The organism is Streptomyces sp. NPDC050674, assembly GCF_040654575.1.
In the GTDB taxonomy this organism is placed as follows: Bacteria; Actinomycetota; Actinomycetes; order Streptomycetales; family Streptomycetaceae; genus Streptomyces.
The window spans coordinates 233,601-259,430 of record NZ_JBFAIG010000007.1; the positions used below are offsets into that span (position 1 = coordinate 233,601).

Here is a 25,830-nt window from a genome sequence, read left to right on the forward strand (position 1 = left end):
CGCCCCGTGTGACCGCTGATGCTTGTGGTGTCGCACCGAGCGGGTCCGGGCCGACCAGCCGGACTCGCGGTGGCATCGACCATCCACGCATTCATTCCTGCACTCACGGGGGACACCCATGCCCAAGCACGTCCGAGCGAGCGCGCTCGCCGCACTCACCGTCGCCGCCCTCGCGGCGGGCACGGTCCTCACGGCACCGGCCGCCGGTGCCGCGCCGAAGGCCGCCGCACCGAAGTTCCTGTCGGCGTCCGAGCTGCCGCCGCACCCGACCTCGGCCTGGACGGCCGGCCCGGTCACCGAGGGCTTCCCGGAGTCGCTCGGCTCCTGCGTGAGCACGGAGGGCGTGCTCTCCTACACCTACCGGCACCGCGAGTTCCGGACCGAACTGGAGACGGGCGCCGTGCAGCTGACCGTCGTGACCGGCACAGCCGCTCAGGCCAAGGCCCTGGCGAAGCACTACGACGATCTGATCCGCACCTGCGCCGACCGGATCGAGAAGGCCGACCCGGACATCGAGGCCGAGGGCCGGGACTACGGAACGCTCCCCGTCGAGGAGGGCGCCCGCGTCCGCGGCCTGCACACCGAGACGTCCTGGGGTGCCACCGACATCTCGCTGCTGTCCGTCGGGCGCGACGGCAGGACGGTCACCGTCGTGAAGTGGGGCCAGATGGGCGACTTCGAGGACGCCCCCGTCGGTGCCTTCAAGAAGACGACGACCACCGCCGTCAACAAGCTGTACTGACCGCGCCCGACGCGAGACCGGGGGCCGTCCTCCCGCCACGGGGGTGGGGAGGGCGGCCCCCGCCCTGCTCGTGGCGGCCGTGCGGACCGTCGTACTTCGGCCAACTTCACGGCGGTGCCGCACACTCCGGCCCGGTGCCCCGGCCCCTCACCGCGTACGCAGGGATCGGCAGCCGGCCATCGGCCCATCGTCCGATCTCCGGCGGTCAGGATCCGTCCGGGGACGATGACCGGCTACCCTCTTGCCTCCCTCCCCTCCGTCGCCGTACCGCTCGGCGACCCGCCGCCCGGCCAGGCCGCGCCGTCCCGGTGGCCGAACACCCGGTCGTTGACGATCCGACATGACTGCCGCGTGCCCGTTGGGGCATGGATCCCCGTGAACGTGTTCGAGCAGGAGGGGAACCGACATCGGCGCGCGGGCGGGGGACATGGAGAGGCAGGCACGACGAGGCGGTCCCATAGCGATCGGGGGCTTCGCGACGAAGACGGTGGAGGACGGGACCGACGGCATCATCGAGCAGGCACCGGCGCCGCAGTTGCGGCGCAGACTCGGGCGGGCGGACCTGCGGGCCGTCCCGGAGGCCCGCAGAGCCCTGCGGGAACTGCTCGGGCAGTGGGGCAGGCACGGGCAGTCGGACGTGGCCGAACTGCTCACCAGTGAGCTCGTCACCAACGCGATCGTCCACACCGACCACGACGCGGTCCTGACGGCCACCGTAGGACCTCGCGGACTGCGGGTGGAGGTGCGGGACTTCGTGGCCCGCCTGCCCCGGCCGCGGGTACCGGTCGCCGACGACGGCACGAACGGGCGGGGCCTGTTCCTGGTGCAGTCCCTCGCCGACGCCTGGGGGGTCCGGCCGCACGGCGTGGGCAAGGCCGTCTGGTTCGAGCTGGAGGCGGAGGCGGCGTGAACGCCGAGAGGGCGCGGCCCGCAGGCCACGCCCCTCGCCGCTCCTGACGCGACTCGGCTAACCGAACTGCTGCTCAAGGTCCTTGAGCTTGCGCTCCAGGGAGTCCAGACGGGGCAGCGCCATGGTGTCGTCCTCCGCGGTGAGGTCCACGGTCACGGGATCAGTCCCTTTGCGCACCGGCTGAAGGGAGGGACGCGAGCGGACGGGCAGGGGCTCCGGCGCCGATATGGCAGGCTCCGCGGAGACCTGCGAGGAGCCGCGCTCCACCTGGACGTCCAGCTGCCGTCCGCCGCCACGGCCGAAGTGACCGCGGTGGCCGCGGCTGATCGCCTTCAGCTGGGCCCGCTCCACGCGCTGCTGGTCACGCCGCCGCTGCCGGGTCTCTTCCTTCTTGCGCTTGTCCTCGCGCACCTCGTCGACGGCCTCGTCCAGGCTGCGCACACCCTCGAGGAGCATCAGCGACCAGGCACGGTAGGTCTCCCGGGGGGCGCGCAGCCAGCGCACCATGCGGATCTGCGGCAGCGGGCGGGGCACCAGGCCCTGCTCCCGCAGCGCGGCCCGGCGGGTCTGCTTCAGCGCGCGGTCGAACAGGACCGCCGCCGACAGGGACATGCCCGCGAAGAAGTGGGGGGCACCCGCGTGGCCGGCGCCCCGGGGCGCGTGCACCCAGTTGAACCAGGCCGCGGCGAAGGCGAACGTCCAGACCAGTATCCGGGAGCCGAGCGCCGCGTCACCGTGGCTGGCCTCGCGCACCGCGAGGACCGAGCAGAACATCGCCGCGCCGTCCAAACCGAACGGGACGAGGTACTGCCAGCCGCCGGAGAGCCCGAGGTTCTGCTCTCCGAAGCCGACCAGGCCGTGGAAGGAGAGCAGGGCGGCGACGGCCGCACAGCAGAAGAGCAGGAGGTAGGAGAGGGTGCCGTAGAGGGCTTCCTTGCGTCTGCGGCGTTCCTCGCTGCGCTCCCAGGAGTCGTCCGCGCTCGCGTTCTTGACCGAGGAGCGCTTGCCGCGCGCGAGCACCGCCACCGCCGCCAGCATGCCCAGGAGCAGCACGGCGCCCGGAAGCAGCCAGTTCAGCGATATGTCGGTCAGTCTCATCTGGGTGGTCCCTTGCATTGGGATAGGGCGTAACGCCCGCCATAGTGGCCCAATCCCATCGGCCCTCAGAGGGTTTCGGGGCAAGAGGCCGCCAAGGAAGTGCAAGGGAATGCCCAGGGCGGCGTTCTGCTCGAACTGCCGCGTGAGGGGCGGGAGTTGAGTTCGAACAAGACTACCCGTACGAGTGGTTCCCCGGAAAGTTCCCGTGATCAGTGGGGAAGTTGTGAATCGCGGGTGGGCATGTGGGTGCCCGGTATCGCGATGATCTTACGGGACGGCGGGGGTGATCGGCCCCGCCCGTGCGTCAACCGGCCGTGGCCAGCAGCTTGGTGACACGCTCCGCGTCGCAGGTGCGCGGGCAGGTGGCGCAGGTGTCCTCGGGGCGCAGCGTGTAGAACATGCAGCAGCTCGCGCGGTCCCGGGTGAGAAGGGGCTCGCCGGCGGGGCCGGTCAGCTCCCGGAACGCCGGCGTCCCCACGTACGGCTTGGCCGCGCCCGGCAGGAGCAGCTCGAGCTCGCGCCTCGCCCGCCGCTCCTCGGTCTCGCCGAGCAGCTGGGCGACGTACCACAGGCCATCGACGATCTCGTCGGTCGCCATACCCCACAGGGCGCGTCCGCGGCGCCGCATCCGGGGGCCGAAACCGGTCAGGACCGGCTCCAGGTGCTCGGCGACCGCCGACCGCACTTCCGCGCGCAGCGCCTCCTCGTCGGGGACGACCCGGGCGCCGGGCAGTGCCGCCGCCTCGTCGCCGGGCAGGCAGGCGAAGCCCGCGGGGCGGACGGCCAGGTGCCCGATGGCGTGGCCGGGGGTGGTGCGGTCGTACGAGACATGGGTCACGGGGTAGCGGGGGACCCGGCGGTGCAGGAACCACGGCATGGTGATCAGCAGGCAGGCGGGCCAGGCGTAGCGGTGCAGGCCGAAGCCGGCGACGACGTCGGGGCGGGCCCGCCGGCCGTAGTCCCGTTCGATCTGGTCCACGTCCCACGCCAGGAAGCGGTCGAGGGCGGGACCCGCGGCCGCGAGGTCGGCGGCGGTGGTCCAGCCGCCGCCGTGCGGCGCCTCGTCGCCGGTGTCCAGCTCGGTGACGGCGAGCCCCGGGAGGATCTCGGCCAGGCGGGTGTAGGCGCCGGAGACGGCCGAAAGGGGGGCGGGCATGTGATCACCGATCCGTCGGGGTGAAACGGGGCTCTTGAAGGTAAGCCTAACCTTACCCAAGATCCGTAGACATCGAACTGGGATGTGAACGGAGGGCCGGTGCGCTTATGGTGCTTGACGGACGAGTAACAACCCGCCGTAATGACCCCAAGTACCGACACATCCGGAGGAGGCCCCGTGAGGCAGGGAGCGCAGGGCTCCGCGGGCACGGGGACGCCGTGGGCGGCGGCGCGGGCGGCGGCGGAACCGGCCGGGCCCGCGCGGGTTCCGCCCCAGGCCGCAGAGGTGCGGGGGGAGCACACGCACGGCGAGCCGGCCGCGCCGGGTGCCCCGCGGGTCCGGCCGGTGATCCAGCGGGCCTCGGTGCGCGGGCAGATCCTGGACGCGTTGCGCGCCGCGCTGGTGGCGGGGGACCTGCTGCCCGGAGAGGTGTACTCGGCGCCGGTGCTGGGCGAGCGGTTCGGGGTCTCGGCGACGCCGGTCCGGGAGGCCATGCAGCAACTGGCCCTCGAAGGCGCCGTCGAGGTCGTCCCCAACCGCGGGTTCCGCGTGGTCGAGCGGGGAGTCCGGGACCTGGCGGAACTGGCCGAGGTCCGGGCGCTGCTCGAAGTCCCGGTGATGCTGCGGCTGGCCCGCACCGTTCCCGCCGAGCGCTGGGCCGAGCTGCGCCCTCTGGCGGAGGCGACGGTCCGCGCGGCGTCCTCGGGCTGCCGGGCCACCTACGCGGAGTCCGACCGGGGGTTCCACCGGGCCGTGCTGTCCCTGTCGGGCAACGTACAGCTGGTCCGGATCGCGGAGGACCTGCACCGCAGGGCGCAGTGGCCGCTGGTCGGGGGTGGACACGGGGTCCGGGCGCGGGCCGATCTGCTGGCGGACGCCCATGAGCACACGGCATTGCTGGACGCGCTGGTCGCCCGGGACCTGGACGTGGTGCGGGCGCTGGTGGGCGAACACTTCGCGGGAGCGGGCGCGGGCTCCGCCTGATCGCCGGGTGGTGGGTCGGGGCCGCGCCGGGGGGTGTCCGTCCTCGGAACGGCGCGATGGGCTTGCGTGCCGACTGACTGTTCGTTGACGCGCCAACCGCTGCGGGCGGACACCCCCCGACACGGCCCCTTCTCGCCGTACGCGGGTGCGGGTCCGCTCAGCCTGCGGGCATGCGTGCCGCCTGGGGCGGCACGGGTGGGCGATGGGGGTCCCCCCTGCTCGAGCGAAGCCGAGAGCTTGGGGGAGGCACCTCGTTCCGCCGGGTTGCGAACCCACCCGGCCTCAGCGACAACGCCGAGTACCTCGCAGCCCCTCAAGCCGTCGCGGCCGGCGGAACCGGCGGAGCCAACTGGCGGGACAGCCACGTCGGCACGCCCCCGAGCAGCCGGAACAGCCGCCGGGCCTCCTCGCGCAGCCGGGACGCCTCCGGTTCCGTCTCGGTGTCGGCGAGGGACACCAGCGCCGGTGCCGTGCCGACGAGATAGCCCAGCTCCTCCCGGATCCGCAGCGACTCGGCGAACCCGTGCCGCGCCTCGGCCAAGTCCCCGTCCCGCAGGGCGAGTCCGGCGAGGTGGCGCCAGGTGAAGGAGAGCAGCAGAGGGTCGGAGTGGGCCGTCGCCCCCGCGTGGGCCCGGCGGTACGCGGCCCGCGCGGCCTGGGGCGCGCTCGTCAGGTTCTCCGCGAGGAGACCCCGGCGGAAGTCCAGCAGGGCCCGCGCCGGAGCCCCGGGAGGGACCAGCGCCGCCGCCCTCCCGAGCGCGGCCCGCGCCTCGTCGGCCCGGTCCCGCACCGCGAGCAGCGTCGCCGCGTAGGCCAGGTAACCGCGTTCACAAGCGGCCGCGCCGCGTTCGTCGTCGCTGTGGGCCATCGCCTCGGCCGTGCGCAGCGCGTCCTCGGCCTCCTCCCAGCCCCGCTCGGTGTACAGACACCGTTCCACCAGCAGCGACGCGCGTTGGAGCGCCGCCGCCGGTGTGGCCGGCAGCAGCAGGGCGGCCGCGTCGGACCAGCACCCGCGCGAGCGCAGCCGCCATACCGCGGTCTGGAGGGGATCGTCACCGGCGGTCGTTCCGTTACCAGACATGGCGGTATGCGCCACGTTGCCCTCCCCGAGCACGCCATCGAGCTGTTGAGTGGTGGCGGCATCTCAGCATGAATCGGCGGGCCGGGCCAAGGGGGCGGGTGAAGGATTTCACAAAGTCGTGGGACACGGGGGTGCCCCGGGTTTGCCGCCGGGACACCCCGTGTATCAGCTCATGCGCAGTGCCAGGAAGAAGTCCAGCTTGTCCTCGAGGCGCGACAGGTCACGACTCGTCAACTGCTCGATCCGGCCGATCCGGTAGCGCAGCGTGTTGACGTGCAGGTGCAGACGGGCGGCGCAGCGGGTCCAGGAGCCGTCGCAGTCGAGGAAGGCCTCCAGGGTGGGGATCAGCTCGGCGCGGTGGCGGCGGTCGTAGTCGCGCAGGGGGTCCAGCAGACGGGCCGTGAAGGCCCGGCGGACGTCGTCCGGGACGAACGGCAGCAACAGGACGTGCGAGGCCAGTTCCTGGTGGCCCGCCGCGCACACCCGGCCCGGGCGGGCCGCGGCGACGCGCCGGGCGTGGCGGGCCTCCTCCAGCGCGCCGCGCAGGCCCTCCGCCGAGTGGACGGCCGCGCTGACGCCCAGGGTGAGGCGGCCGTCGTCGTCGAGGCCCGCCGTGAGGGGGTCCCGTACGGCTTCCAGGAGTGTGTCCGCGAGGATCCCCACCTCCGAGCCGTCGTGCTCGGTCGAGACAGCCGGCAGGGGGACCAGGGCGATGGCCTCGCCGCCCGCGTGCGCCACGGCGATGCGGTCGGAGTGCTCCGGCCCGGCGGCCGCGGGGTCGACGAGGACCTCCTCCAGCAGGGCCTGCGCCACCGGACCGCCCTCGATGTCCTCGCCGTCCCAGTCGACGCGGGCCACGACCACCTGCCAGTGCGGCGCGGCGCCCAGGCCGGGCAGCAGCACCGGCGCCGCGACGCGCAGACGGGCGGCGATCTCGGCGGGGGCCGCGCCCGTCTGGACCAGTTCCAGGACCTCCTGGGCGAGGCGGCGGCGGACCGTGCGGGCCGCGTCGCGCCGGTCCCGTTCGACCGCGATCAGCTGGGTGACGCCGTAGAGCAGGTCCAGGCGCTCCTCGGGCCAGTCCGCGGCGTCCGCCTCGACGGCCAGCAGCCAGTCCGACAGGACCGACTCGCGGGCGTCCCGGGAGGGCTGCGGGGAGCGGCCCGTGGAGCGGACCGGGAACAGGGAGTACGTGGTGGCGCCCAGGACGGCGCGGTGCGGGCCGCGGCGGCCCGTACGGATGGCAGCCAGGTGTTCTCCCGCCAGCCTGGCGCACGTCCCGGCAGGCAGGGCGGGGCCGGCCGCCTTCGAGCCCGCGATCAGGCGGCCGGTGGGGGACAGGACCCACGCCCGCAGGTCCAGGTCGGTGCCGAGCAGGTCCAGGACCACGTCCGGGCCGCCGCCCGCCGGGCCGGAGGTCATCATCCGGCGGTGGCGGTCCACGACCGCCGCGAGGTCCCCGGCGCGCTCGCCGGAGACCTGCCGTACGACGTGCTCGGTGATCGTCGCGAACGCCACCGACTCGTGCACCGCGAAGAGCGGCAGGCGGTGGCGGGCGCAGGCGACGACCAGGTCCTCCGGGACATCCCCGAGCTCGGCCTCGCCCGCGGCCAGGGCGGTCACGCCCGCCTGCACCAGGATCCGGACGAACGGCTCCGAGTCGTCGGCGTCCCGGCGCCAGGCCAGCCCCGTGAGCACCAGTTCGCCGCCCGCGAGGTAGCGGCTGGGATCGCGCAGGTCGGTGGTCATCACACCCCGCACCGTGCGGTCCAGCTCCTCCTCGCCGCCGAGCAGCTTGAGGCCCAGCGCGTCGGTGTCCAGCAGTGCGCGCAGCCGCATTCTCGTCGCCGCCGTTCTTTGTCTCGAAATCAAGCCCTGCCCCGGCTGTGTTCCAGGTCACGCGGCCGTGTCGCGCGTTTCCACAGGAGAACGAGGAGGTTTCCCAGGGGCTCCGTTCATACGAATCTACAAGATGCCTTACCTGGCCAGCCAACTCCTTCATGGTTTCCGTGACTGACTCGCTCGGCGCAGCGCGCTGTGTACTGAGTCCACTACGCGTCAACAGCACAAGAACGAGCCGGGACCGCCGCACACGGATTGGCTCAATCTGAACGCCCCACGAGAAGACGAAGAAGAGAGCCGGTCATGGACTTCCTTCGCCCCGCCAGCTGGGAGGAGGCGCTCGCCGCGAAGGCGGAGCACCCCTCGGCTGTGCCGATTGCGGGTGGCACCGACGTGATGGTCGAGATCAACTTCGACCACCGCCGGCCCGAGTACCTCCTGGACCTGAACCGCGTCGGCGACCTGACCGAGTGGGAGGTCGGCGAGGAGAGCGTGCGGCTGGGCGCCTCCGTGCCCTACACGAAGATCATGGAGAACCTGCGCGCCGAGCTGCCGGGGCTCGCCCTCGCCTCGCACACGGTCGCCTCCCCGCAGATCCGCAACCGCGGCGGTGTGGGAGGCAACCTCGGCACCGCCTCCCCGGCCGGTGACGCCCATCCCGCCCTGCTCGCCGCGGGCGCCGAGGTGGAGGTGGAGTCGGTGCGCGGCAGCCGTCTCATCCCGATCGACGAGTTCTACAAGGGGGTGAAGCGCAACGCGCTGGAGCCCGACGAGCTGATCCGCGCCGTACACGTGCGCAAGGCCGACGGGCCGCAGCAGTTCTCCAAGGTGGGGACCCGCAACGCCATGGTCATCGCCGTGTGCGCCTTCGGGCTCGCCCTGCACCCCGCGACCCGGACCGTGCGCACCGGCATCGGTTCGGCCGCTCCGACACCCGTTCGGGCCAAGACCGCCGAGGAGTTCCTGAACGCCGCGCTGGAGGAGGGCGGCTTCTGGGACAACGGGCAGATCATCACCCCGTCGGTCGCCAAGCAGTTCGCGGACCTGTGCTCCGCCGCCTGCAACCCGATCGACGACGTCCGGGGCACGGCGAGCTACCGCCGCCACGCGGTCGGCGTCATGGCCCGCCGCACACTGACCTGGACCTGGGAGTCCTACCGCGGCGCCCGCCGCGCCACCGAGGGAGCTGCGTGATGCGCGTCAACTTCACGGTCAACGGCCGTCCGCAGGAAGCCGACGACGTGTGGGAGGGCGAGTCCCTGCTGTACGTGCTGAGGGAACGGCTCGGACTGCCGGGTTCGAAGAACGCCTGCGAGCAGGGCGAGTGCGGCTCGTGCACGGTCCGTCTGGACGGCGTGCCGGTGTGTTCGTGCCTGGTGGCCGCCGGGCAGGTGGAGGGCCGCGAGGTCGTCACCGTCGAGGGGCTCGCCGACTTCGCCAAGCAGCGCGCCGAGGGCGGCTGCGCGTCCGGCGCCTGCGGTACGTCGTTGCAGGACGCCCAGGGGTGGCAGGCCAGGAGCGCCGACTCGCAGACCGGCGAGGGCGGCGACCTGTCCCCGATCCAGCAGGCGTTCATCGACGCCGGCGCCGTGCAGTGCGGCTTCTGCACCCCCGGGCTGCTGGTCGCCGCCGACGAGATGCTGGAGCGCAACCCCAACCCGACCGACGCGGACATCCGCGAGGCGCTGTCGGGCAACCTGTGCCGCTGCACCGGCTACGAGAAGATCATGGACGCGGTCCGCCTCGCGGCCGCCCGGCAGTCGGAGGCGGTCTGATCATGGCGTCCCCCAGCGGAACCCCCACGAAGATCACCCAGGGCTCCCGGACCAAGGGAGGCATCGGCGAGTCCACGCTGCGCCCCGACGGCACCCTCAAGGTCACCGGCGAGTTCGCGTACTCGTCCGACATGTGGCACGAGGACATGCTGTGGGGGCAGATCCTGCGCTCCACCGTCGCGCACGCCGAGATCGTCTCGATCGACACGAGCGAGGCGCTGGCCACGCCGGGCGTCTACGCCGTGCTGACCTACGACGACCTGCCCACCGACGTGAAGAACTACGGGCTGGAGATCCAGGACACCCCGGTCCTCGCCCACGGCAGGGTCCGCCACCACGGCGAGCCCGTCGCCCTGGTCGCCGCCGACCACCCGGAGACCGCGCGCCGCGCCGCCGCGAAGATCAAGGTCGACTACCGCGAGCTGCCCGTCGTCACCGACGAGGCCTCCGCCACCGCCCCGGACGCGATCCTGCTCCACGACAACCGCGACGACCACCACGCCGGTCACGTCCCGCACCCCAACATCGTGCACCGCCAGCCGATCGTCCGCGGGGACGTGGCCTCCGCCCGCGAGCGGGCCGACGTGATCGTCACGGGCGAGTACACCTTCGGCATGCAGGACCAGGCCTTCCTCGGCCCGGAGTCCGGGCTCGCCGTGCCGGAGGAGGACGGCGGCGTCCACCTCTACATCGCCACCCAGTGGCTGCACAGCGACCTGCGCCAGATCGCGCCCGTCCTCGGCCTGCCCGAGGACAAGGTGCGGATGACGCTCTCCGGCGTCGGCGGCGCGTTCGGCGGCCGCGAGGACCTGTCGATGCAGATCCACGCCTGCCTGCTGGCCCTGCGCACCGGCAAGCCCGTCAAGATCGTCTACAACCGTTTCGAGTCCTTCTTCGGGCACGTCCACCGCCACCCCGCCAAGCTGTACTACGAGCACGGGGCCACCAAGGACGGCAAGCTCACCCACATGAAGTGCCGGATCGTGCTGGACGGCGGCGCCTACGCCTCCGCCTCCCCGGCCGTCGTGGGCAACGCCTCCTCCCTGTCCGTCGGCCCCTACGTGGTCGAGGACGTGGACATCGAGGCCATCGCCCTCTACACCAACAACCCGCCCTGCGGCGCGATGCGCGGCTTCGGCGCGGTCCAGGCGTGCTTCGCCTACGAGGCGCAGATGGACAAGCTCGCCGCGAAGCTCGGCATGGACCCGGTGGAGTTCCGCCGGCTCAACGCCATGGAGCAGGGCACGCTGCTGCCGACCGGGCAGCCCGTCGACTCCCCGGCCCCCGTCGCCGAACTGCTGCGCCGCGTCAAGGCGATGCCGATGCCGCCGGAGCGCCAGTGGGAGTCCAGCGAGGGCGCCGACGTACGGCAGCTGCCGGGCGGCCTGTCCAACACCACGCACGGCGAGGGCGTCGTCCGCGGGGTGGGCTACGCGGTCGGCATCAAGAACGTGGGCTTCTCCGAGGGGTTCGACGACTACTCCACCGCCCGGGTGCGCCTGGAGGTCGTCGCCGGCGAGCCCGTGGTCACGGTGCACACCGCTATGGCGGAGGTCGGCCAGGGCGGCGTCACCGTCCACGCGCAGATCGCCCGCACCGAGCTGGGCGTCACCCAGGTCACCATCCACCCGGCCGACACCCAGGTGGGCAGCGCCGGTTCGACGTCGGCCTCGCGGCAGACGTACGTCACCGGCGGCGCGGTGAAGAACTCCTGCGAGCTGGTCCGCGAGAAGGTCCTTCAGATCGGGCGCCGCAAGTTCGGCTCCTACCACCCGGCCTGGGCGACGGCCGAGCTGCTCCTGGAGGGCGGCAAGGTCGTCACCGACGGCGGTGAGGTCCTCGGCGACCTCGTCGACGTCCTGGAGGACGAGGCCGTCGAGGTCGAGGCGGAGTGGCGGCACCGGCCCACCGAGCCCTTCGACCTGCGCACCGGGCAGGGCAACGGGCACGTGCAGTACTCCTTCGCCGCACACCGGGCCGTCGTCGAGGTCGACACCGAACTCGGCCTGGTCAAGGTCGTCGAGCTGGCCTGCGCCCAGGACGTCGGCAAGGCGCTCAACCCGCTGTCGGTGCTCGGCCAGATCCAGGGCGGCACCACGCAGGGCCTGGGCGTGGCGGTGATGGAGGAGATCGTCGTCGACCCGAAGACGGCGAAGGTCAAGAACCCCTCCTTCACCGACTACCTGATCCCGACCATCCTCGACACGCCGACCATTCCGGTCGACGTCCTCGAACTCGCCGACGAGCACGCCCCGTACGGGCTGCGCGGCATCGGCGAGGCCCCCACCCTGTCGTCGACCCCGGCCGTGCTCGCGGCCATCCGGAACGCGACCGGGCTCGAGCTGAACCGGACCCCGGTGAGGCCCGAGCACCTGACGGGCACCCAGCTCTCCGAGGGCTGAGCAGTCACGTTGCCCCGGGGGGCATCCGCCCCCCGGGCCCCTGTTCGTCTCGGGCCGTCCCCCGGGTCGTGAACATCCCAACCCCCTTTGAAACTTGGGAGACGGCACCCATGACCCAGCAATCACTGGAGCCGAGGGCCACAGCCGAAGACGCGGGTGAAGGCACCCGCGTCCCGGCCGGACGGTCCTGGCTCGACCGGTACTTCCACATATCCCACAGAGGGTCCACGGTCGCCCGTGAAGTGCGCGGCGGCATCACGACCTTCATGGCGATGGCGTACATCCTCCTGCTCAACCCCCTGATCCTGTCGGGCAAGGACGCGGCCGGGGCCACGCTCGCCCAGCCGGCCCTGATCACCGCGACCGCGTTCGCCGCGGCCTTCACCACCCTGCTCATGGGCTTCGTCGGCAAGGTGCCGCTCGCCCTCGCCGCGGGTCTGTCCGTCTCCGGGGTCCTCGCCTCCCAGGTCGCGCCCGAGATGACCTGGCCGCAGGCGATGGGCATGTGCGTGATGTACGGCGTGGTCATCATGCTGCTGGTCGTCACCGGCCTGCGCGAGATGATCATGAACGCGATCCCGCTCGCGCTCAAGCACGGCATCACCATGGGCATCGGGCTGTTCATCGCCCTCATCGGCTTCTACAAGTCCGGCTTCGTGCACCAGGGCAAGGCCACGCCCCTCGCGCTCGGACCGGCGGGCGAACTGGCCGGCTGGCCCGTGCTGCTGTTCGCCGGGACCCTGCTGCTGATCTTCATGCTCCAGGCCCGGCACGTCCCGGGCGCCATCCTCATCGGCATCGTCAGCGGCACGGTCGTCGCGGCGATCCTCAACGCCGCCGGTGTCATCGACCCCCGGCAGTGGGCGGGCGGCGCACCCGAACTGCACGGCAGCGCCGTCTCCATGCCCGACTTCTCGCTCTTCGGGGACGTGGAGTTCGGCGGCTGGGGCGAGGTCGGCGCGATGACGGTCGGCATGATCGTCTTCACGCTGGTGCTCGCCGGGTTCTTCGACGCGATGGCCACCATCATCGGCGTCGGCACCGAGGCCGAGCTCGCCGACGACAAGGGCCGGATGCCGGGCCTGTCCAAGGCGCTGTTCATCGACGGGGCCGGCGGCGCGATCGGAGGCGTGTCCGGCGGCTCGGGCCAGACGGTGTTCATCGAGTCGGCCACGGGCGTCGGCGAGGGCGCCCGCACCGGCCTGGCATCCGTGGTGACGGGCTCGTTCTTCGCCGCCTGCCTGTTCTTCACGCCGCTCACGGCGATCGTTCCGCAGGAGGTCGCCTCCGCCGCCCTCGTCGTCATCGGCGCCATGATGCTGATGAACGCCCGGCACGTGGACTGGGCCGACCGGGCCACCGCCGTCCCGGTGTTCCTCACGGTCGTGCTGATGCCGTTCACCTACACCATCACCACCGGGGTCGCGGCGGGCGTCATCTCCTACGTCGCCATCAAGACCGCCCAGGGCAAGGTGCGCGAGATCGGCGCCTTCATGTGGATCCTCACGGCGGTGTTCCTCGTGTACTTCGCCCTCAACCCGATCGAGAGCTGGCTGGGCGTCCACTGACGCCCCGCCCGCCGCAACCCCGAGGAGACCGAGACAGATGCTGGACATCGCCGAGGAGCTGGACCGGTGGGTCGAGCAGGGCCGTGACTTCGCCGTGGCCACCGTGGTGGCCGTCGGTGGCAGCGCGCCCCGGCAGCCCGGCGCCGCGCTCGCGGTGGACACCGAGGGCACGGCCATCGGCTCGGTCTCCGGCGGCTGCGTGGAGGGAGCGGTCTACGAGCTGTGCGAGCAGGCGCTGCGGGACGGCGAAACCGTACTGGAGCGCTTCGGGTACAGCGACGACGACGCCTTCGCCGTGGGCCTGACCTGCGGCGGCGTCATCGACATCCTGGTCACCCCGGTGCGGGCCGCCGATCCGGTCCGCCCGGTGGTCGCGTCCGCGCTCACCGCCGCCGCCCGAGGGGAGGCGGCGGCGGTGGCGCGGATCGCGTCGGGCCCGCCCGAACTGACGGGCCGCGCCCTGCTGGTCCGCCCCGACGGTTCGTACGACGGCGGTTTCGGCGCCCATCCGGAACTGGACCGCACCGTCGCCGCAGAGGCCGGCGCCTTCCTCGACGCCGGCCGCACCGGCACCCTGGAGATCGGCGCACAGGGCTCCCGCTGCGGAGCGCCCCTCACGGTCCTGGTCGAGTCGTCGGTCCCCGCGCCCCGCATGATCGTGTTCGGGGCGATCGACTTCGCCTCCGCCCTGGTCCGCATGGGCAGGTTCCTCGGCTACCACGTCACCGTGTGCGACGCGCGCCCCGTCTTCGCGACCCGGACCCGCTTCCCGGACGCCGACGAGATCGTCGTCGACTGGCCCCACCGCTACCTGGAGCGCACGGACGTCGACGCCCGCACGGTCCTGTGCGTGCTCACCCACGACGCCAAGTTCGATGTGCCCCTGCTGAAGCTGGCACTGCGGCTGCCGGTGGCGTACGTCGGTGCCATGGGCTCCCGGCGAACCCACCTGGACCGCAACGCCCGCCTGCGGGAAGTCGGCGTCAGTGAAAGGGAGTTGAGCAGGCTGCACTCGCCGATCGGCCTGGACCTCGGAGCCCGTACGCCCGAGGAGACGGCCCTGTCGATCGCGGCGGAGATCGTCGCCGGGAAGCGGGGCGGCAGCGGGGTCCCGCTGACCGGGGCGCACACGCCGATCCACCACGAGCCGCGGTCGAAGACGGCCGGGCGGATCGGGTCGGTCGCCTGAGCCGTCAGGGCTGTCGGAGCAGGCGGTTGAGGGCCCGCCCGAACACGTACCGCGAGGAGCGCCGCACCACACCGTCGAAGAGCGACGGCAGGAACCTGACCCGGATCTCCTCCCGCCAGATCACCCGCGCGCGGCCCCCCGGCCCCGGCCGCACCTCCAACTCGGCCCACCCGAGCACCACACGGCCCCGCTTCTCCAGCCGGCACACTCCCGCGGCCCCGCCCTCGGGCGGCTGCCACACGGTGACCTCCATCGGATCGTCGAAGAACAGAGGCCCGGCGCCCGAGCGGGCCACGACCAGGGTGCCCTCGCGGGTCGGCCCCGGCGGCTCCACCCGGACCACGGTCAACGGCACCGCCCCACCGTGCCGGGGCCACCGCGTGATCCGCCGCCACGCCTCGTCGAGGGGGAGCGGGGCCGTGCGTTCGAGCTGGATGTTCGCCACGTCCCGATCGTAGGGAACCCGCAGAGCGTCAGCGGTACACCTCGCCCGGCTCCGCCTTCCCCGGCGCCAGCAACTGGGGCACCGTGACGAAGACGTACCCGCGCTCCTTCAGCGCGTCGATGATCCCCGGCACGGCCGGCACCGTGCCGTCGTAGAGGTCGTGGAGGAGGATGATCCCGTCCCGGGAGGACTGCTTGAGGACCCGGCGGGTGATCAGGTCGGAATCGGTCGTCTGGTAATCCTTGGCCGTCACGCTCCACAACACCTCGGACAGGCCCAGTTCGCGGCAGATGGCGTGCACGGTGTCGTCGGTGCGGCCCTGCGGCGGGCGCATCAGGGTGGGGCGCCGGCCGGTGAGACGTTCTATCTCCTCGTTGGGGCGTTCCAGCTCCTCGCGTATCTCCTCAGGTCTCAGGCCGGTCAGGATCTTGTGGTCCCAGGTGTGGCTGGCCACCTCGTGCCCCTCGTCGGCCATGCGCCGCACCAGCTCCGGGTACTTCACGATGTGCCGCTTGCCGAGGAGGAAGAAGGTCGCCGGGACCTTCTTCTCCTTGAGGATGTCCAGCAGCCGTGCGGAGTGCTCGCTCGGCCCGGCGTCGAAGGTGAGGGCGATGCACTTGACCTCGCGGCAGTCGGCGGTGCCGAAACCGGCCGCCCGGAAGTCGGCGGCCGGCCGGGCCCGGACGGCGCTGGGGGCGGTGGGGTCGGTCCCCGCGCAGCCGGTCAGGGCGAGGGTGAGGGCGGCGGTCGCCGCGAGCGCTCCGGCCGTTCGGAACGCGGTCCCCGTTTTCTTCATCTTCTTGGTCGGAGAAGGCATGCCGGGACTGTACATCGCGCGTATACACGCACTGTATAGTCCCTTCGGCGTTCCCCGACGGGCCTGACGCGGAGTTTGAGCGCGCCCTCGCGCGGCACTCGCGAGCACGGCAGTCCCACCGCGACCCGGCACCGGCCGGCAGGTGCCCGGCGCCACCGACCCACCCCCGCCCGGCAGGAGGAGGCCACCCCGTGAGTCCGGTCAAGGCCGTGCTGTTCGACCGCGACGGCACGCTCGTCGAGGACGTCCCCCACAACGCCGACCCCGACCGCGTACGCCCGGTCGACGGTGCCCGCGAGGCACTCGCCCTGCTGCGCGAGCGCGGCATCCGCACCGGCGTGATCACCGACCAGCCCGGTGTCGCGGACGGGCGGCTCACCGACGCCGACGTGCGCCGCGTCAACCACCGCGTGGACGAACTCCTCGGCCCCTGCGACGTCTTCGCCGTCTGCTCGCACGGCCCCGGCGAGGGCTGCCGCTGCCGCAGGCCGCAGCCCGGCATGCTGCTGTGGGCGGGCGGACGCGTCTGCACCGGGCCCGCCGAGCTCGTCGTCATCGGCTCCGGGGCCGCCGACGTCGAGGCCGCGCGCCGGGCGGGCGCCCACGGCATCCTGGTCCCGAACGGCCGCACCCGCCCCGAGGAGGCCACGCGGGCCGACCACGTAGCCCCGGACCTGCTCACCGCCGTCCGCGCGGTACTGGACGGCCCGCCCAAGGGCCGCGTCCTCGCCGACGAACGCCCCATCCAGGAGGCCTTCACGACCGGCCAGGGGCCCGGCGGGCGCCGGTGAGGGGCTCGGGCGCATCGGGCGGTCGCCGGGCCGGTGTGGTGCCGGCCTGACCGGTCGGGACGTGCGGGGGCGCCCGGCCGAGCCGACGGGTGCCGGTGCCGTGAGGGCCTCGGGCGTATCGGTCGGCTTCCGGTACTGACGGGGCGTGCGGGCCGCTGACAGGCGTGCGGGTGTGCCGGTGGGCACCGGTTGGGTGGTCTGCGGCGGCGTACCCGGTGCGGGCACGGCAGGCTGCTGGCATGACCCCGGAACGGACAGCGCAGAGTGCCCGCCCCCGTCTGCTCGTCCTGCGCGCCCTCGGGCTCGGCGACCTCCTCGCCGGTGTGCCCGCGCTGCGCGCCCTGCGGAGTGCCTACCCGGCGCACGAGCTCGTCCTCGCCGCACCCGCGGAACTCGCGCCGGTAGCGGCGGCGACCGGGGCCGTGGACCGGCTGCTGCCCGCCTCCGCCCCGGGCCGGGCCGTCCCGCGCACCCTCGACTGGACCGGCCCGCCCCCGGACATCGCCGTCGACCTGCACGGCAACGGCCCGCCCAGTCACCGCCTGCTCCTCGGCCTGCGCCCGCTGAAGCTGCTCGCCTTCGCCCACCCCGATCTGCCCGAGATCGACGGCCCGCCCTGGTACGCGGAGGAACACGAGCGCGACCGCTGGTGCCGGCTGCTGCGGGCCTACGGCATCGAGGCCGACCCGGGCGATCTGCTGCTGCCCCGCCCGCGGGCCGCGTCCCCGGCGCCCGGCGCGGCCGTGCTGCACCCCGGCGCCGGATCGCCCGCGCGCTGCTGGCCCGTCGAGCGGTACGCGGCCGTCGCGGCGGGACTGCGCGACCGGGGCCTGCGCGTGGTGGCGACCGGCGGCGCGGCCGAGGGAGACCTAATGGCCCGGCTCGCCAAGCGGGCCGGCCTGCCCGACACCGACGTGTTCGGCGGCGGACTGCCCTTCGACCGGCTGTCCGCCCTCGTCGCGGGCGCCCACGTCGTGATCAGCGGCGACACCGGTGTCGCTCACCTCGCGGTCGCCCACGCCACGCGTTCCGTCACCCTGTTCGGGCCGGTCGCACCCAGCCGCTGGGGCCCGCCGCCCGACCCGCGGCACCGCGCCCTGTGGTACGGCCCGGAAGGCGACCCGCACGGCCGCCGGCCCGATCCCGCACTGCTGCGGATCACCGTCGGGGACGTCCTGGGAGCCGTGGACGAACTGCCCGGCGCCGGGCGGCCTTAGCGGAAGGAACCCCCGTCAGTGCTCCCGCACCACCGGCACATCAGCCGGAACGCGGCGAACAGCGTCACGGGCCACAGCGCGGCGAACGCCCAGATCACACCCGGCTCGGACGTGACGATCCCGGCCACCATCAGTGCGACCGACACCGCAAGCAGGGCCGCCACGGTCCAGCCACGGGGACGGTAGGAGCCCAGACGGGCCAGGACGCGGGCGGGGTCGGGGCGGCGGCTCACTCGGTGGGCGCGCAGCCTGCGGGCGAGGCGACGGTCGCGACGCAGGGCCCGTTCCATCTCGTCCAGGATGCGCTGCTCGTTCTCGGGAAGTCGGCCGATGGACACGCTTACTCCTTCCGGGCGGCCGGACCGTCTCTCCTCCCGGGGGGACGTGCGGCAGGGGAAGCACAGCGGGGGACGTACAAGCGGATGCCCCGTGGTGGCCCCGCGCTAACCGGGTCCCGACCGTGCCAGCGCCTCGACGAGCCGGTCCGCGCTGTCCGGCACGGTGCCCTCGCGGAACCCGTCCCGGATCTGCCGGGCGGTCACCCGGCCGCCGGTCAGGCACCAGTCCCACCAGCGGTCCAGTTGCCGCACATCCAGCCGCTCGGCGGGCACCAGCGCGGGCCAGCCGCAGGCACGGGCCTGCGCGGTCAGCTTGGCGCCGCCCGCGACCGGGTCGACGGCCAGCACCGGCGTACCGACCCGCAGCGCGATCACCAGCCCGTGCAGCCGGTCGGTGACGACGAGGTCCAGCCGGGCCAGCACGGACTGCAACTGCGCGGGCGTGGCGCTCAGATGCCAGTCGTGCGTGTCGAGCCGGGTCTCCAGCTCCAGCCGGCCGCAGTCCTTCGCGGCGAGCCAGCGCGTCACCTCCTCGGCGACCTGCCCGTGCCGCCGCAGCTGCCCGTACTCGTGCTGCCCGTGCGCCAGGATCACCCCGACCACGGGCCGCGCCGGCACGTCCGGGGCGCGGGCCGCCAGGTCCTCCACCGGCTCGCTGTCGGGCCCGTCCCGGGGCAGGACCCGGTGGAAGCCCGTGACGGCGGCGCTGCCGGGGTCGATCACCGAGGTGCCGACGGCGATCCGCACACAGTGCGCGAACCGCCGGTGCAGTTCCTCCACCTGCGGCCCGTGCAGCGGGCCGCACACGAACACCAGGTGGCTGTAGTCCTCGGGCCACAGCCGGTCCAGATGCAGCGCCTCGGGACGGAAACGTGGACTCCAGGCGACGTCGTAGGGGATGCCCGTCCCCATCAGTACGTCCTCCACCCGGCGCAGGGCCAGCACGTCCCCGGCGGTCGCCTCCCTGTCCCGGAAGCTGAACCACCCGGTGAGCAGCACCCTGCGCGGTCGCTTGCCCTGTGGTGTGTGCACCTGCCCCGAGTGCCCGCCCATGGTGCGGGCATTCAGGGCATTCAGTGCATTACCGGCACCGGTCGTGTCGTCACTGGGCGTAGAAGGTGGCGTCCGCGCGGTCGGTCGCCGTGCTCACCGCCTGCACGTTCAGCAGGTACTCCCAGTGGCGGACGTAGCGCCCGGGGTAGTTGTAGGACTCGTACGAGACGCCCGCGGAGTCCGCCAGCCCGGCGCGCTGGTGGAACGTGGCGTCGGACGCGAACTGCGCGCTGCCGTCGTTCTTCTCCAGCCACACCTCGAAATTCTTGTGCCGCAGGTAGAAGCCCGGGAAGTTGGCCGACTCCAGCGAGACGGTGCCGCTGCCGGCGAGGCCCGGAACGACGCGGAACTGCGAGTCGGCGAGCTTGGTGACGTTCGCCTCGATCCTCGCCCGGTAGTCGTAGTGGCGGATGAACCGGTCCGGGACGTTGTACGAGGAGAAGCGCTGCGGGGTGACCCCGTCGGCCACCGGGATTCCGAAGTTCGGGGTGCCGTCGGCGTTCCAGTAGACCTTCTGCACGCGGGTGCGGCGGTTGGGGTCGTTGAGCGGGTCGCCGCTGATGTCCTTGTAGCTGCGGTCGTGGTAGACGAGGATGTCGCTCTTGCCGTCCTCGGAGACGGTGAACGAGTTGTGACCCGGGCCGTACTGGCCGGTCGTGGCGTTGCTGGTGAACACCGGGGTCGCGCTCTTGCTCCAGGACGCCTGCGTGAGCAGGTCGGCGCCCGCGGAGGCGGTGAGCATGCCCAGGCAGTAGTTGGAGTCGGTGGCGCTCGCGGAGTACGTCATGAAGACCTTGCCGCCGTGCTGGATCACGGCCGGACCCTCGTTGACCTTGTATCCGACGGTCTCCCAGGAGTAGGTGGGCCGCGACAGCATCACCGGAGTGCCGGTGATCGTCCAGGGGTTGGCCATCTTCGCGAGGTAGATGTCGGTGTTGTTGTTCACGGACGGGTCGCGCTGCGCCCAGGCCAGGTAGCGCACGCCGTTCACGACGAAGGTCGTGGCGTCCAGGGAGAAGCTCTCCCACTGGGTCTTGATCTGGCCCTTCTCCGTCCAGGAGGCGGTGAGCGGGTTGGCGCCGGTGCCCTCCAGGACGTACATCCGGATCGCCCAGATGTCGTTGGTGGCGCCCGCCGCGAAGTACACGTACCACTTGCCGTCGATGAAGTGGATCTCCGGTGCCCAGATGTGGGCGCCCATCACGCCGCTGGCGTGCTTGGTCCAGATGGTGGTCTCGGGCGCGGTCTTCAGGCCCTGGATGGTGGTCGCGCGGCGCAGCACGATGCGGTCGTACTCGGGGACGGTCGCGGTGAAGTAGTAGTAGCCGTCGGTGTGTTTGAAGATGTGCGGATCGGCCCGCTTCTCCGCGATCGGGTTGGTGTACGTGACGCCGGGGGAGTCGGGCACGGCGGCCTGGGCGGGCGCGCCGGCGAGGCAGGTCGTGAGGGCGACGAGGACGGCCAGGAGCAGCCGTACGGCGGTGGGTCTCAAGGAGGTTCTCCGGAATAGGGGAGCGAGGACAAGGAGCTTGTCCGTGATATCGAACGCAGTTCGTCAATTCGACCAGGAGGTGGGTCAGAAGATAAGGGGGGTCCCAACCCCCGTCAACGGTTCGGACGAAGGGTCCTGTCCGAGGGGCCTTAGGCTGGACGCATGGCCCGTACGGCGGGGGAGCCGCCCGTCTCGCTCATGGTCCGCCCCTCGGCGCCCGCGCTCGTCGCGCTGATCGGCGCGATGGGCTACGCACAGGGGCGGTTGGCGCACTCCGCGGAGCTGGCCCTGCCGACCGGCGGGGCGCAGTTGCTGGTGAACCTCGACGGGGACACCCTGTCCTCCTCCCCGTTGCGGGGCGCGGACCAGCGCACCGGCGGCGCGGCCCTGCACGGGCCGTCCTCACAACCGGCCGTGATCGACTCTGCGCAGCAACGGGCGGTGCTGTGGGTGGCGTTCCGGCCCGCGGGCGCCCGCCCCTTCGTCACCGCGCCGGTCTGCGACGTCCGCGACGAACTCGTCGGCCTGGACGAACTGTGGGGCACGGACGGCGCGGTGCTGCGCGAGCGGCTGCTGGAGGCCGTGGCCGGCGGCGGCCCGCGGGCCGGGCTGCGTGTGCTGGAGACCGTCCTGCTGGGCAGGGCCGTAGGCGCCCCGGGGCCCGACCCGGCCGTCCTGCGCGCCGCGGCCCTGCTCGACCGCGGCACCCCCGTGGGCGAGGTCGCCGACCGGCTCGGCTGGACCGCCGGACGGCTGACCCGCCGCTGCGCCGGACACCTGGGCCTGAGACCCAAGCGGTACGCGCGCATCCGCCGCTTCCAGCGCCTGCTGGGCCGTGTGAACGCCGGGCACGGGCCGCCGGACTGGGCGGCCCTCGCCGCGGACTGCGGCTACCACGACCAGGCGCATCTGATCCACGAGTTCCGGGCGTTCGCCGGGATCACCCCGACCGCGTACGCGCCCCGCTCGCCGCGGGAGGGCAACCACGTACCGCTCCCCGGGTGAGGCCTGCCGGGACTGGCCGTTTTCTACAATCCACCGCCCCGGTGCACCGGCCATCGTGGCGGCATGACGAACGCAAGCGGCAAGCCCGCCCTCACCCGGCTCTACCCCCGGCTCGTGGTCTCCGACGGGTCCGGGGCCGTCGACTTCTACCGCACCGCGCTCGGCGCCGAGGAGATCGAGCGGTACACCGGCCCCGGGGGCCGGATCGTGCACGCCCTGCTGCGGCTCGGCGACGCGGTGATCGCCGTGAAGGACGCCGGCGACGGCGACCCGGCGCCGCCCGATCTCGGCGGCACCCCGGTGATCATGGCCCTCGACGTGTCCGACGCCGATGCCGTCGCCGACGCCATGCTGCGCGCCGGCGCGAGCGTCGTGCACCCCGTGGCCGACCAGCACTACGGGCAGCGCGGCGGGCGCCTGGCCGACCCGTTCGGGCACCAGTGGATGATCTCCCAGCAGATCGAGGACCTGACGCCCGATCAGATCCAGCGGCGCACCGACGACTTGTTCTCCGCCTGAGGCGGCCCGTCCCCGGGCGGCGGTCAGAGGCGGCCCGCGACCGGCTCCTCGGCCGGGGCCCGCGCGTCCACCTTGCCGCCCGGGTGGCGCAGGGCGCACAGGAAGGCGATGCCCAGGGCGACGGCCATGCCGTAGAACACCCACTGGTTGGCCTCCGCGAAGTCCACGCGGATCGCGGACATCGCGTCCCGGGTCGCCTCGGCGGCGGGGCCGGTGCCGGTGGGCGGCCGGGCGTCGCCGTTGCCCGTGACCGACTCGGTGACGTCACGCGCCACGCTCCGCGCCGTCCCGGCCGGAACGCCCCGGGACTCCAGGGTGCCCGTCACGTTGTCGGTCGTGACGTGCGTCAGGATCGTGCCGTAGACCGCCATGCCCACGCTGGCCGCGAAGTTGCGCACCGTCTGGGTGATGCCGGTGACCTCGCCGTAGGAGGTGCCGATGGCCCGGTTCACGGCGTCCGTCGACGCCGGCGCCAGGATGAAGCCGATACCGGCCCCCGCGAGCGCCGCGTAGAGCCACTGGTCGTGCATGCTCAGGTTGGTCAGCTCGCCCGCCCACAGCGCGAACCCGACGGCGCCGACCACCGCGCCCAGTTTCAGCGCCGGACGGGCGCCGCGTGTGTCGAGGATCCGGCCGCCCCACTGGGAGGCGATCGCGAAGCCCACGAAGAAGTACAGCAGGAACAGCGCCGCCTGGTTCGGCGAGGCGCTCAGCGACACCTGCGCGTAGACGGAGGCGAAGAAGAACAGCGGGACGAACGCGAGCATCGCGAAGAACAGCACCAGCGCGTCCACGCTGAACGCCTTGTCGCGGAAGACCCGCAGGTCGATCAGCGGGTGCTCCACCCGGCGTTCGTAGCGGACGAACCCGGCCAGCACCGCCAGGCCCCCGACGATGCACACCCAGGTCGCCCAGCTGTCCCAGCCCCAGGAGAACGCCTGCTGGAAGCCGAGGACGCTCAGCCCCATGCCGAGGGCGATGAGGACGGCACCCGGCACGTCCAGCGTGCCGGACCGCCGCCGGTCGGGGATGTGCGCCAGGGCCGTCAGCACCAGCGCCACGATCGCCACCGGGACGTTGACCCAGAACACCGCCCGCCAGGTCCAGCCGGTCAGCCAGCCGCCCAGGAGCGGGCCGACGGCCGTCAGCGCACCGGTGACGCCGAAGAACAGGGCCAGGGCACGGCCGCGCCGCTCGACCGGGAACACCGCCACCACCACGGCCAGGGCGGCGGGGAACAGCAGAGCGGCCCCCAGTCCCTGGGTCGCCCGGAAGACGATCAGCCAGGCCTGCGCGGCGTCGATCTCGGGGACGCAGCCGCACAGCACCGACGAGACGACGAACACCAGCGTGCCGACGACGACGACCCGGCGTGGCCCGTACAGGTCCGCGAGCCGCCCGCCGAGCGCGAAGAACGCCGCGAGGGCCAGCAGATAGGCGTTGACCACCCACTGCATCCCGGAGGACGACAGACCCAGCTCGCGCACGATGTCCGGAGCGGCGATCGACACGATGGTCTGGTCGATGAAGGTCATGGCGACGGCGAACATCATCGCCGCCAGCGCCAGCGTCTGCTGTGGCGCGGTTCGGGAGGGGGACGCGGTCCCGCGCCCCGGGCGCACGTTGCTCACACGCTCAGTCTGCGCCCGCCGGAAACATGCCGCATCACGGGGCAACTGCCGCCTCTCCCGTCACGGCAATACCGCCGGACGGCCCAACCGGCAACCCCTCGGTCGTGTGAGGACGGCCTCCCCGGCCATGTGACCGTGGTCCGCCACGGATGCCGCGTCGACCGTGCAGGATGCGGGCACCAAGGAGGACAGACACATAAACGAGGAGAGGCAGACGATGGTTCCAGCGGAAGCTGAACCGCAGAGGATCGGCATTCCGGCCGAATCGACTGCGGGCGAGACCAGGGTGGCGGCCACACCGGCCACCGTGGGCAGACTCGTCGCGCTCGGGTACGACGTGGTGGTCGAACCGGGAGCGGGAGCCTCGTCCCGCTTCTCCGACGCGGCCTACGAGGAGGCGGGCGCCCGGCTCGGCGACCCCTGGCAGGCGGAGATCCTGCTCAAGGTCAACGCCCCCTCGGGCGAGGAGACGGCCCGGCTGCGCGACGGGGCGACGCTGATCGCGCTGATCAGCCCCGCCTTCCATCCGGAACTGGTCGAGGAGCTGGCCCGGCGGCCGATCACCGTGCTCGCCATGGACGCCGTGCCGCGCATCTCCCGCGCCCAGTCGCTGGACGTCCTCAGCTCGATGGCGAACATCGCGGGCTACCGGGCCGTGGTCGAGGCCGCGCACGCCTTCGGCCGGTTCTTCACCGGCCAGGTGACCGCCGCCGGCAAGGTGCCGCCCGCCAAGGTCCTGGTGGCCGGTGCCGGAGTGGCCGGCCTCGCGGCGATCGGCGCCGCCCGCAGCCTCGGCGCGGTGGTGCGCGCCACCGACCCCCGGCCCGAGGTCGCCGAACAGGTCCGCTCGCTGGGCGGGGAGTTCCTCACCGTCTCGACCGAGCAGGAGGTGAGCACCGACGGCTACGCCAAGGCCACCTCGCAGGACTACGACCGGCTCGCCGCGCAGCTGTACGCCGAGCAGGCCGCCGACGTCGACATCATCATCACCACCGCCCTCATCCCGGGCCGCCCGGCGCCGCGGCTGATCACCGCCGAGGACGTCGCCCGCATGAAGCCCGGCAGCGTCATCGTCGACATGGCCGCGGCCCAGGGCGGCAACGTCGAGGGCACGGTCGCCGGGAAGGCCGTCGTCACCGACAACGACGTGACGATCATCGGCTACACCGACCTGCCCGGCCGGCTCCCCGCCCAGGCCTCGCAGCTGTACGGCACCAACCTCGTCAACCTGATGAAGCTGCTCACGCCCGGCAAGGACGGCCGGCTCGTCCTCGACTTCGACGACGTGGTGCAGCGTTCGATGACCGTGGTCCGCGACGGCGAGAAGACCTGGCCGCCGCCCCCGGTGCAGGTGTCCGCCGCGCCCGCCCCCGCCGCGAAGGAACCGGCGGCGCCCGCGGCCGAGGCACCGGCGAAGCCCGCCCGCCCCGCGTGGGCCTCCTACGCCCTGGTCGCCGCCGGGGCCCTCGCGCTGTTCCTGGTGACGGCCTTCTCCCCGAGCGAACTCCTCGGCCACTTCACGGTGTTCGTCCTGGCGATCGTCATCGGCTTCTACGTCATCGGCAACGTGCACCACGCCCTGCACACCCCGCTGATGTCGGTCACCAACGCCATCTCCGGGATCGTCGTGGTCGGCGCGCTGCTGCAGATCGGGCGGGGGGACACCGCCGTCACCGTGCTGTCGTTCGCCGCGATCCTGCTGGCGAGCATCAACATCTTCGGCGGATTCGCCGTGACCCGCCGCATGCTCGGCATGTTCTCGAAGGGCTGATCAG

The 25,830-nt window shown here is 72.8% G+C and carries 23 protein-coding genes; 13 read left to right on the plus strand and 10 right to left on the minus strand.

The window, feature by feature from the left end:
• Nucleotides 1-118: 118 nt before the first annotated feature.
• Nucleotides 119-742: a hypothetical protein gene (locus AB0I06_RS14570; RefSeq protein WP_363119114.1), complete on the plus strand. Its 624-nt coding sequence runs from the start codon at nt 119-121 to the stop codon at nt 740-742.
• 427 nt (nt 743-1,169) lie between these two features.
• A complete protein-coding gene (locus AB0I06_RS14575) occupies nt 1,170-1,652 on the plus strand; it encodes an ATP-binding protein (protein WP_363119115.1) in 483 nt (160 codons plus the stop codon).
• Nucleotides 1,653-1,709: 57 nt separating this feature from the next.
• On the opposite strand, the gene AB0I06_RS14580 is transcribed toward AB0I06_RS14575, so the two are convergent.
• Together AB0I06_RS14580 and AB0I06_RS14585 are read right to left on the minus strand one after the other, a co-directional pair.
• Entirely contained in the window at nt 1,710-2,750 is a 1,041-nt protein-coding gene (locus AB0I06_RS14580) for a DUF2637 domain-containing protein (RefSeq protein ID WP_363119116.1), read from the minus strand.
• A 304-nt stretch (nt 2,751-3,054) separates the two neighbouring features.
• A complete protein-coding gene (locus AB0I06_RS14585; protein WP_363119117.1) occupies nt 3,055-3,906 on the minus strand; it encodes a (2Fe-2S)-binding protein in 852 nt (283 codons plus the stop codon).
• Between the two features lie 177 nt (nt 3,907-4,083).
• Between AB0I06_RS14585 and AB0I06_RS14590 the strand changes: the two genes are divergently transcribed.
• Nucleotides 4,084-4,890 carry a GntR family transcriptional regulator gene (locus AB0I06_RS14590; protein ID WP_363119118.1) on the plus strand — a complete coding sequence of 269 codons (807 nt, stop codon included), beginning with the start codon at nt 4,084-4,086 and terminating at the stop codon, nt 4,888-4,890.
• A gap of 313 nt (nt 4,891-5,203) precedes the next feature.
• Here the strand turns inward: AB0I06_RS14590 and AB0I06_RS14595 are convergent, their stop codons facing one another.
• Nucleotides 5,204-5,971, minus strand: a complete 768-nt coding sequence (locus AB0I06_RS14595; protein WP_363119119.1) for a hypothetical protein — start codon at nt 5,969-5,971, stop codon at nt 5,204-5,206.
• A gap of 165 nt (nt 5,972-6,136) precedes the next feature.
• Entirely contained in the window at nt 6,137-7,810 is a 1,674-nt protein-coding gene (locus AB0I06_RS14600) for a PucR family transcriptional regulator ligand-binding domain-containing protein (RefSeq protein ID WP_363119120.1), read from the minus strand.
• Between the two features lie 306 nt (nt 7,811-8,116).
• On the opposite strand from AB0I06_RS14600, the gene AB0I06_RS14605 reads away from it, so the two are divergent.
• From AB0I06_RS14605 to AB0I06_RS14625, 5 genes are all read left to right on the plus strand, one after another.
• On the plus strand, nt 8,117-9,007 hold the full coding sequence (locus AB0I06_RS14605; protein WP_363119121.1) for a xanthine dehydrogenase family protein subunit M: 891 nt from the start codon (nt 8,117-8,119) through the stop codon (nt 9,005-9,007).
• Nucleotides 9,007-9,588: a (2Fe-2S)-binding protein gene (locus tag AB0I06_RS14610; protein WP_363119122.1), complete on the plus strand. Its 582-nt coding sequence runs from the start codon at nt 9,007-9,009 to the stop codon at nt 9,586-9,588. Before AB0I06_RS14605 ends, AB0I06_RS14610 begins: the two co-directional genes overlap by 1 nt.
• A 2-nt stretch (nt 9,589-9,590) precedes the next feature.
• On the plus strand, nt 9,591-11,990 hold the full coding sequence (gene pucD, locus AB0I06_RS14615; protein WP_363119123.1) for a xanthine dehydrogenase subunit D: 2,400 nt from the start codon (nt 9,591-9,593) through the stop codon (nt 11,988-11,990).
• A 110-nt stretch (nt 11,991-12,100) separates the two neighbouring features.
• A complete protein-coding gene (locus AB0I06_RS14620; RefSeq protein ID WP_363119124.1) occupies nt 12,101-13,558 on the plus strand; it encodes an NCS2 family permease in 1,458 nt (485 codons plus the stop codon).
• Nucleotides 13,559-13,595: 37 nt separating this feature from the next.
• The gene (locus AB0I06_RS14625) at nt 13,596-14,747 is read left to right on the plus strand and encodes an XdhC/CoxI family protein (protein ID WP_363119125.1); all 1,152 of its coding nucleotides are present in this window, start codon (nt 13,596-13,598) and stop codon (nt 14,745-14,747) included.
• A gap of 4 nt (nt 14,748-14,751) precedes the next feature.
• Here the strand turns inward: AB0I06_RS14625 and AB0I06_RS14630 are convergent, their stop codons facing one another.
• Both AB0I06_RS14630 and AB0I06_RS14635 read right to left on the minus strand, forming a co-directional pair.
• A complete protein-coding gene (locus AB0I06_RS14630) occupies nt 14,752-15,192 on the minus strand; it encodes an SRPBCC family protein (RefSeq protein WP_363119126.1) in 441 nt (146 codons plus the stop codon).
• 28 nt (nt 15,193-15,220) lie between these two features.
• A complete protein-coding gene (locus AB0I06_RS14635; protein ID WP_363119210.1) occupies nt 15,221-15,988 on the minus strand; it encodes a polysaccharide deacetylase family protein in 768 nt (255 codons plus the stop codon).
• 212 nt (nt 15,989-16,200) lie between these two features.
• Here AB0I06_RS14635 and AB0I06_RS14640 point away from each other — a divergent pair, with 212 nt between their 5' ends.
• Both AB0I06_RS14640 and AB0I06_RS14645 read left to right on the plus strand, forming a co-directional pair.
• Complete coding sequence (locus AB0I06_RS14640; RefSeq protein ID WP_363119127.1) at nt 16,201-16,800, plus strand: HAD-IIIA family hydrolase; 600 nt, start codon at nt 16,201-16,203, stop codon at nt 16,798-16,800.
• Between the two features lie 239 nt (nt 16,801-17,039).
• Nucleotides 17,040-18,017 (plus strand): glycosyltransferase family 9 protein, encoded by a 978-nt coding sequence (locus tag AB0I06_RS14645; protein WP_363119128.1) that lies wholly within the window; start codon nt 17,040-17,042, stop codon nt 18,015-18,017.
• Here AB0I06_RS14645 and AB0I06_RS14650 read toward each other — a convergent pair.
• The 3 genes from AB0I06_RS14650 to AB0I06_RS14660 all read right to left on the minus strand — a co-directional run bounded on the left by AB0I06_RS14650 (nt 18,014) and on the right by AB0I06_RS14660 (nt 20,900).
• Nucleotides 18,014-18,355: a DUF3040 domain-containing protein gene (locus AB0I06_RS14650; protein ID WP_363119129.1), complete on the minus strand. Its 342-nt coding sequence runs from the start codon at nt 18,353-18,355 to the stop codon at nt 18,014-18,016. The genes AB0I06_RS14645 and AB0I06_RS14650 overlap by 4 nt on opposite strands.
• 105 nt (nt 18,356-18,460) lie before the next feature.
• Complete coding sequence (locus AB0I06_RS14655; protein WP_363119130.1) at nt 18,461-19,408, minus strand: polysaccharide pyruvyl transferase family protein; 948 nt, start codon at nt 19,406-19,408, stop codon at nt 18,461-18,463.
• Between the two features lie 49 nt (nt 19,409-19,457).
• Nucleotides 19,458-20,900, minus strand: coding sequence for a family 43 glycosylhydrolase (locus AB0I06_RS14660; protein ID WP_363119131.1), 1,443 nt, complete (start codon nt 20,898-20,900; stop codon nt 19,458-19,460).
• 162 nt (nt 20,901-21,062) lie between these two features.
• On the opposite strand from AB0I06_RS14660, the gene AB0I06_RS14665 reads away from it, so the two are divergent.
• Nucleotides 21,063-21,905 carry an AraC family transcriptional regulator gene (locus AB0I06_RS14665; RefSeq protein ID WP_363119132.1) on the plus strand — a complete coding sequence of 281 codons (843 nt, stop codon included), beginning with the start codon at nt 21,063-21,065 and terminating at the stop codon, nt 21,903-21,905.
• A gap of 63 nt (nt 21,906-21,968) precedes the next feature.
• Complete coding sequence (locus AB0I06_RS14670) at nt 21,969-22,424, plus strand: VOC family protein (RefSeq protein WP_363119133.1); 456 nt, start codon at nt 21,969-21,971, stop codon at nt 22,422-22,424.
• Between the two features lie 23 nt (nt 22,425-22,447).
• Here the strand turns inward: AB0I06_RS14670 and AB0I06_RS14675 are convergent, their stop codons facing one another.
• Nucleotides 22,448-23,977: an MFS transporter gene (locus tag AB0I06_RS14675; protein ID WP_363119211.1), complete on the minus strand. Its 1,530-nt coding sequence runs from the start codon at nt 23,975-23,977 to the stop codon at nt 22,448-22,450.
• Nucleotides 23,978-24,272: 295 nt separating this feature from the next.
• Between AB0I06_RS14675 and AB0I06_RS14680 the strand changes: the two genes are divergently transcribed.
• A complete protein-coding gene (locus tag AB0I06_RS14680) occupies nt 24,273-25,826 on the plus strand; it encodes a Re/Si-specific NAD(P)(+) transhydrogenase subunit alpha (RefSeq protein WP_363119134.1) in 1,554 nt (517 codons plus the stop codon).
• Nucleotides 25,827-25,830: the final 4 nt, after the last annotated feature.

Coding starts and splice junctions, on each gene's coding strand:
- AB0I06_RS14600 (WP_363119120.1), bottom strand. CDS start 7,810: ATGCGGCTGCGCGCACTGCTGGACACCGACGCGCTGGGCCTCAAGCTG.
- AB0I06_RS14570 (WP_363119114.1), top strand. CDS start 119: ATGCCCAAGCACGTCCGAGCGAGCGCGCTCGCCGCACTCACCGTCGCC.
- AB0I06_RS14625 (WP_363119125.1), top strand. CDS start 13,596: ATGCTGGACATCGCCGAGGAGCTGGACCGGTGGGTCGAGCAGGGCCGT.
- AB0I06_RS14635 (WP_363119210.1), bottom strand. CDS start 15,988: ATGAAGAAAACGGGGACCGCGTTCCGAACGGCCGGAGCGCTCGCGGCG.
- AB0I06_RS14610 (WP_363119122.1), top strand. CDS start 9,007: ATGCGCGTCAACTTCACGGTCAACGGCCGTCCGCAGGAAGCCGACGAC.
- pucD (WP_363119123.1), top strand. CDS start 9,591: ATGGCGTCCCCCAGCGGAACCCCCACGAAGATCACCCAGGGCTCCCGG.
- AB0I06_RS14675 (WP_363119211.1), bottom strand. CDS start 23,977: ATGATGTTCGCCGTCGCCATGACCTTCATCGACCAGACCATCGTGTCG.
- AB0I06_RS14585 (WP_363119117.1), bottom strand. CDS start 3,906: ATGCCCGCCCCCCTTTCGGCCGTCTCCGGCGCCTACACCCGCCTGGCC.
- AB0I06_RS14580 (WP_363119116.1), bottom strand. CDS start 2,750: ATGAGACTGACCGACATATCGCTGAACTGGCTGCTTCCGGGCGCCGTG.
- AB0I06_RS14620 (WP_363119124.1), top strand. CDS start 12,101: ATGACCCAGCAATCACTGGAGCCGAGGGCCACAGCCGAAGACGCGGGT.
- AB0I06_RS14575 (WP_363119115.1), top strand. CDS start 1,170: ATGGAGAGGCAGGCACGACGAGGCGGTCCCATAGCGATCGGGGGCTTC.
- AB0I06_RS14665 (WP_363119132.1), top strand. CDS start 21,063: ATGGCCCGTACGGCGGGGGAGCCGCCCGTCTCGCTCATGGTCCGCCCC.
- AB0I06_RS14605 (WP_363119121.1), top strand. CDS start 8,117: ATGGACTTCCTTCGCCCCGCCAGCTGGGAGGAGGCGCTCGCCGCGAAG.
- AB0I06_RS14595 (WP_363119119.1), bottom strand. CDS start 5,971: ATGTCTGGTAACGGAACGACCGCCGGTGACGATCCCCTCCAGACCGCG.
- AB0I06_RS14680 (WP_363119134.1), top strand. CDS start 24,273: ATGGTTCCAGCGGAAGCTGAACCGCAGAGGATCGGCATTCCGGCCGAA.
- AB0I06_RS14645 (WP_363119128.1), top strand. CDS start 17,040: ATGACCCCGGAACGGACAGCGCAGAGTGCCCGCCCCCGTCTGCTCGTC.
- AB0I06_RS14670 (WP_363119133.1), top strand. CDS start 21,969: ATGACGAACGCAAGCGGCAAGCCCGCCCTCACCCGGCTCTACCCCCGG.
- AB0I06_RS14655 (WP_363119130.1), bottom strand. CDS start 19,408: ATGGGCGGGCACTCGGGGCAGGTGCACACACCACAGGGCAAGCGACCG.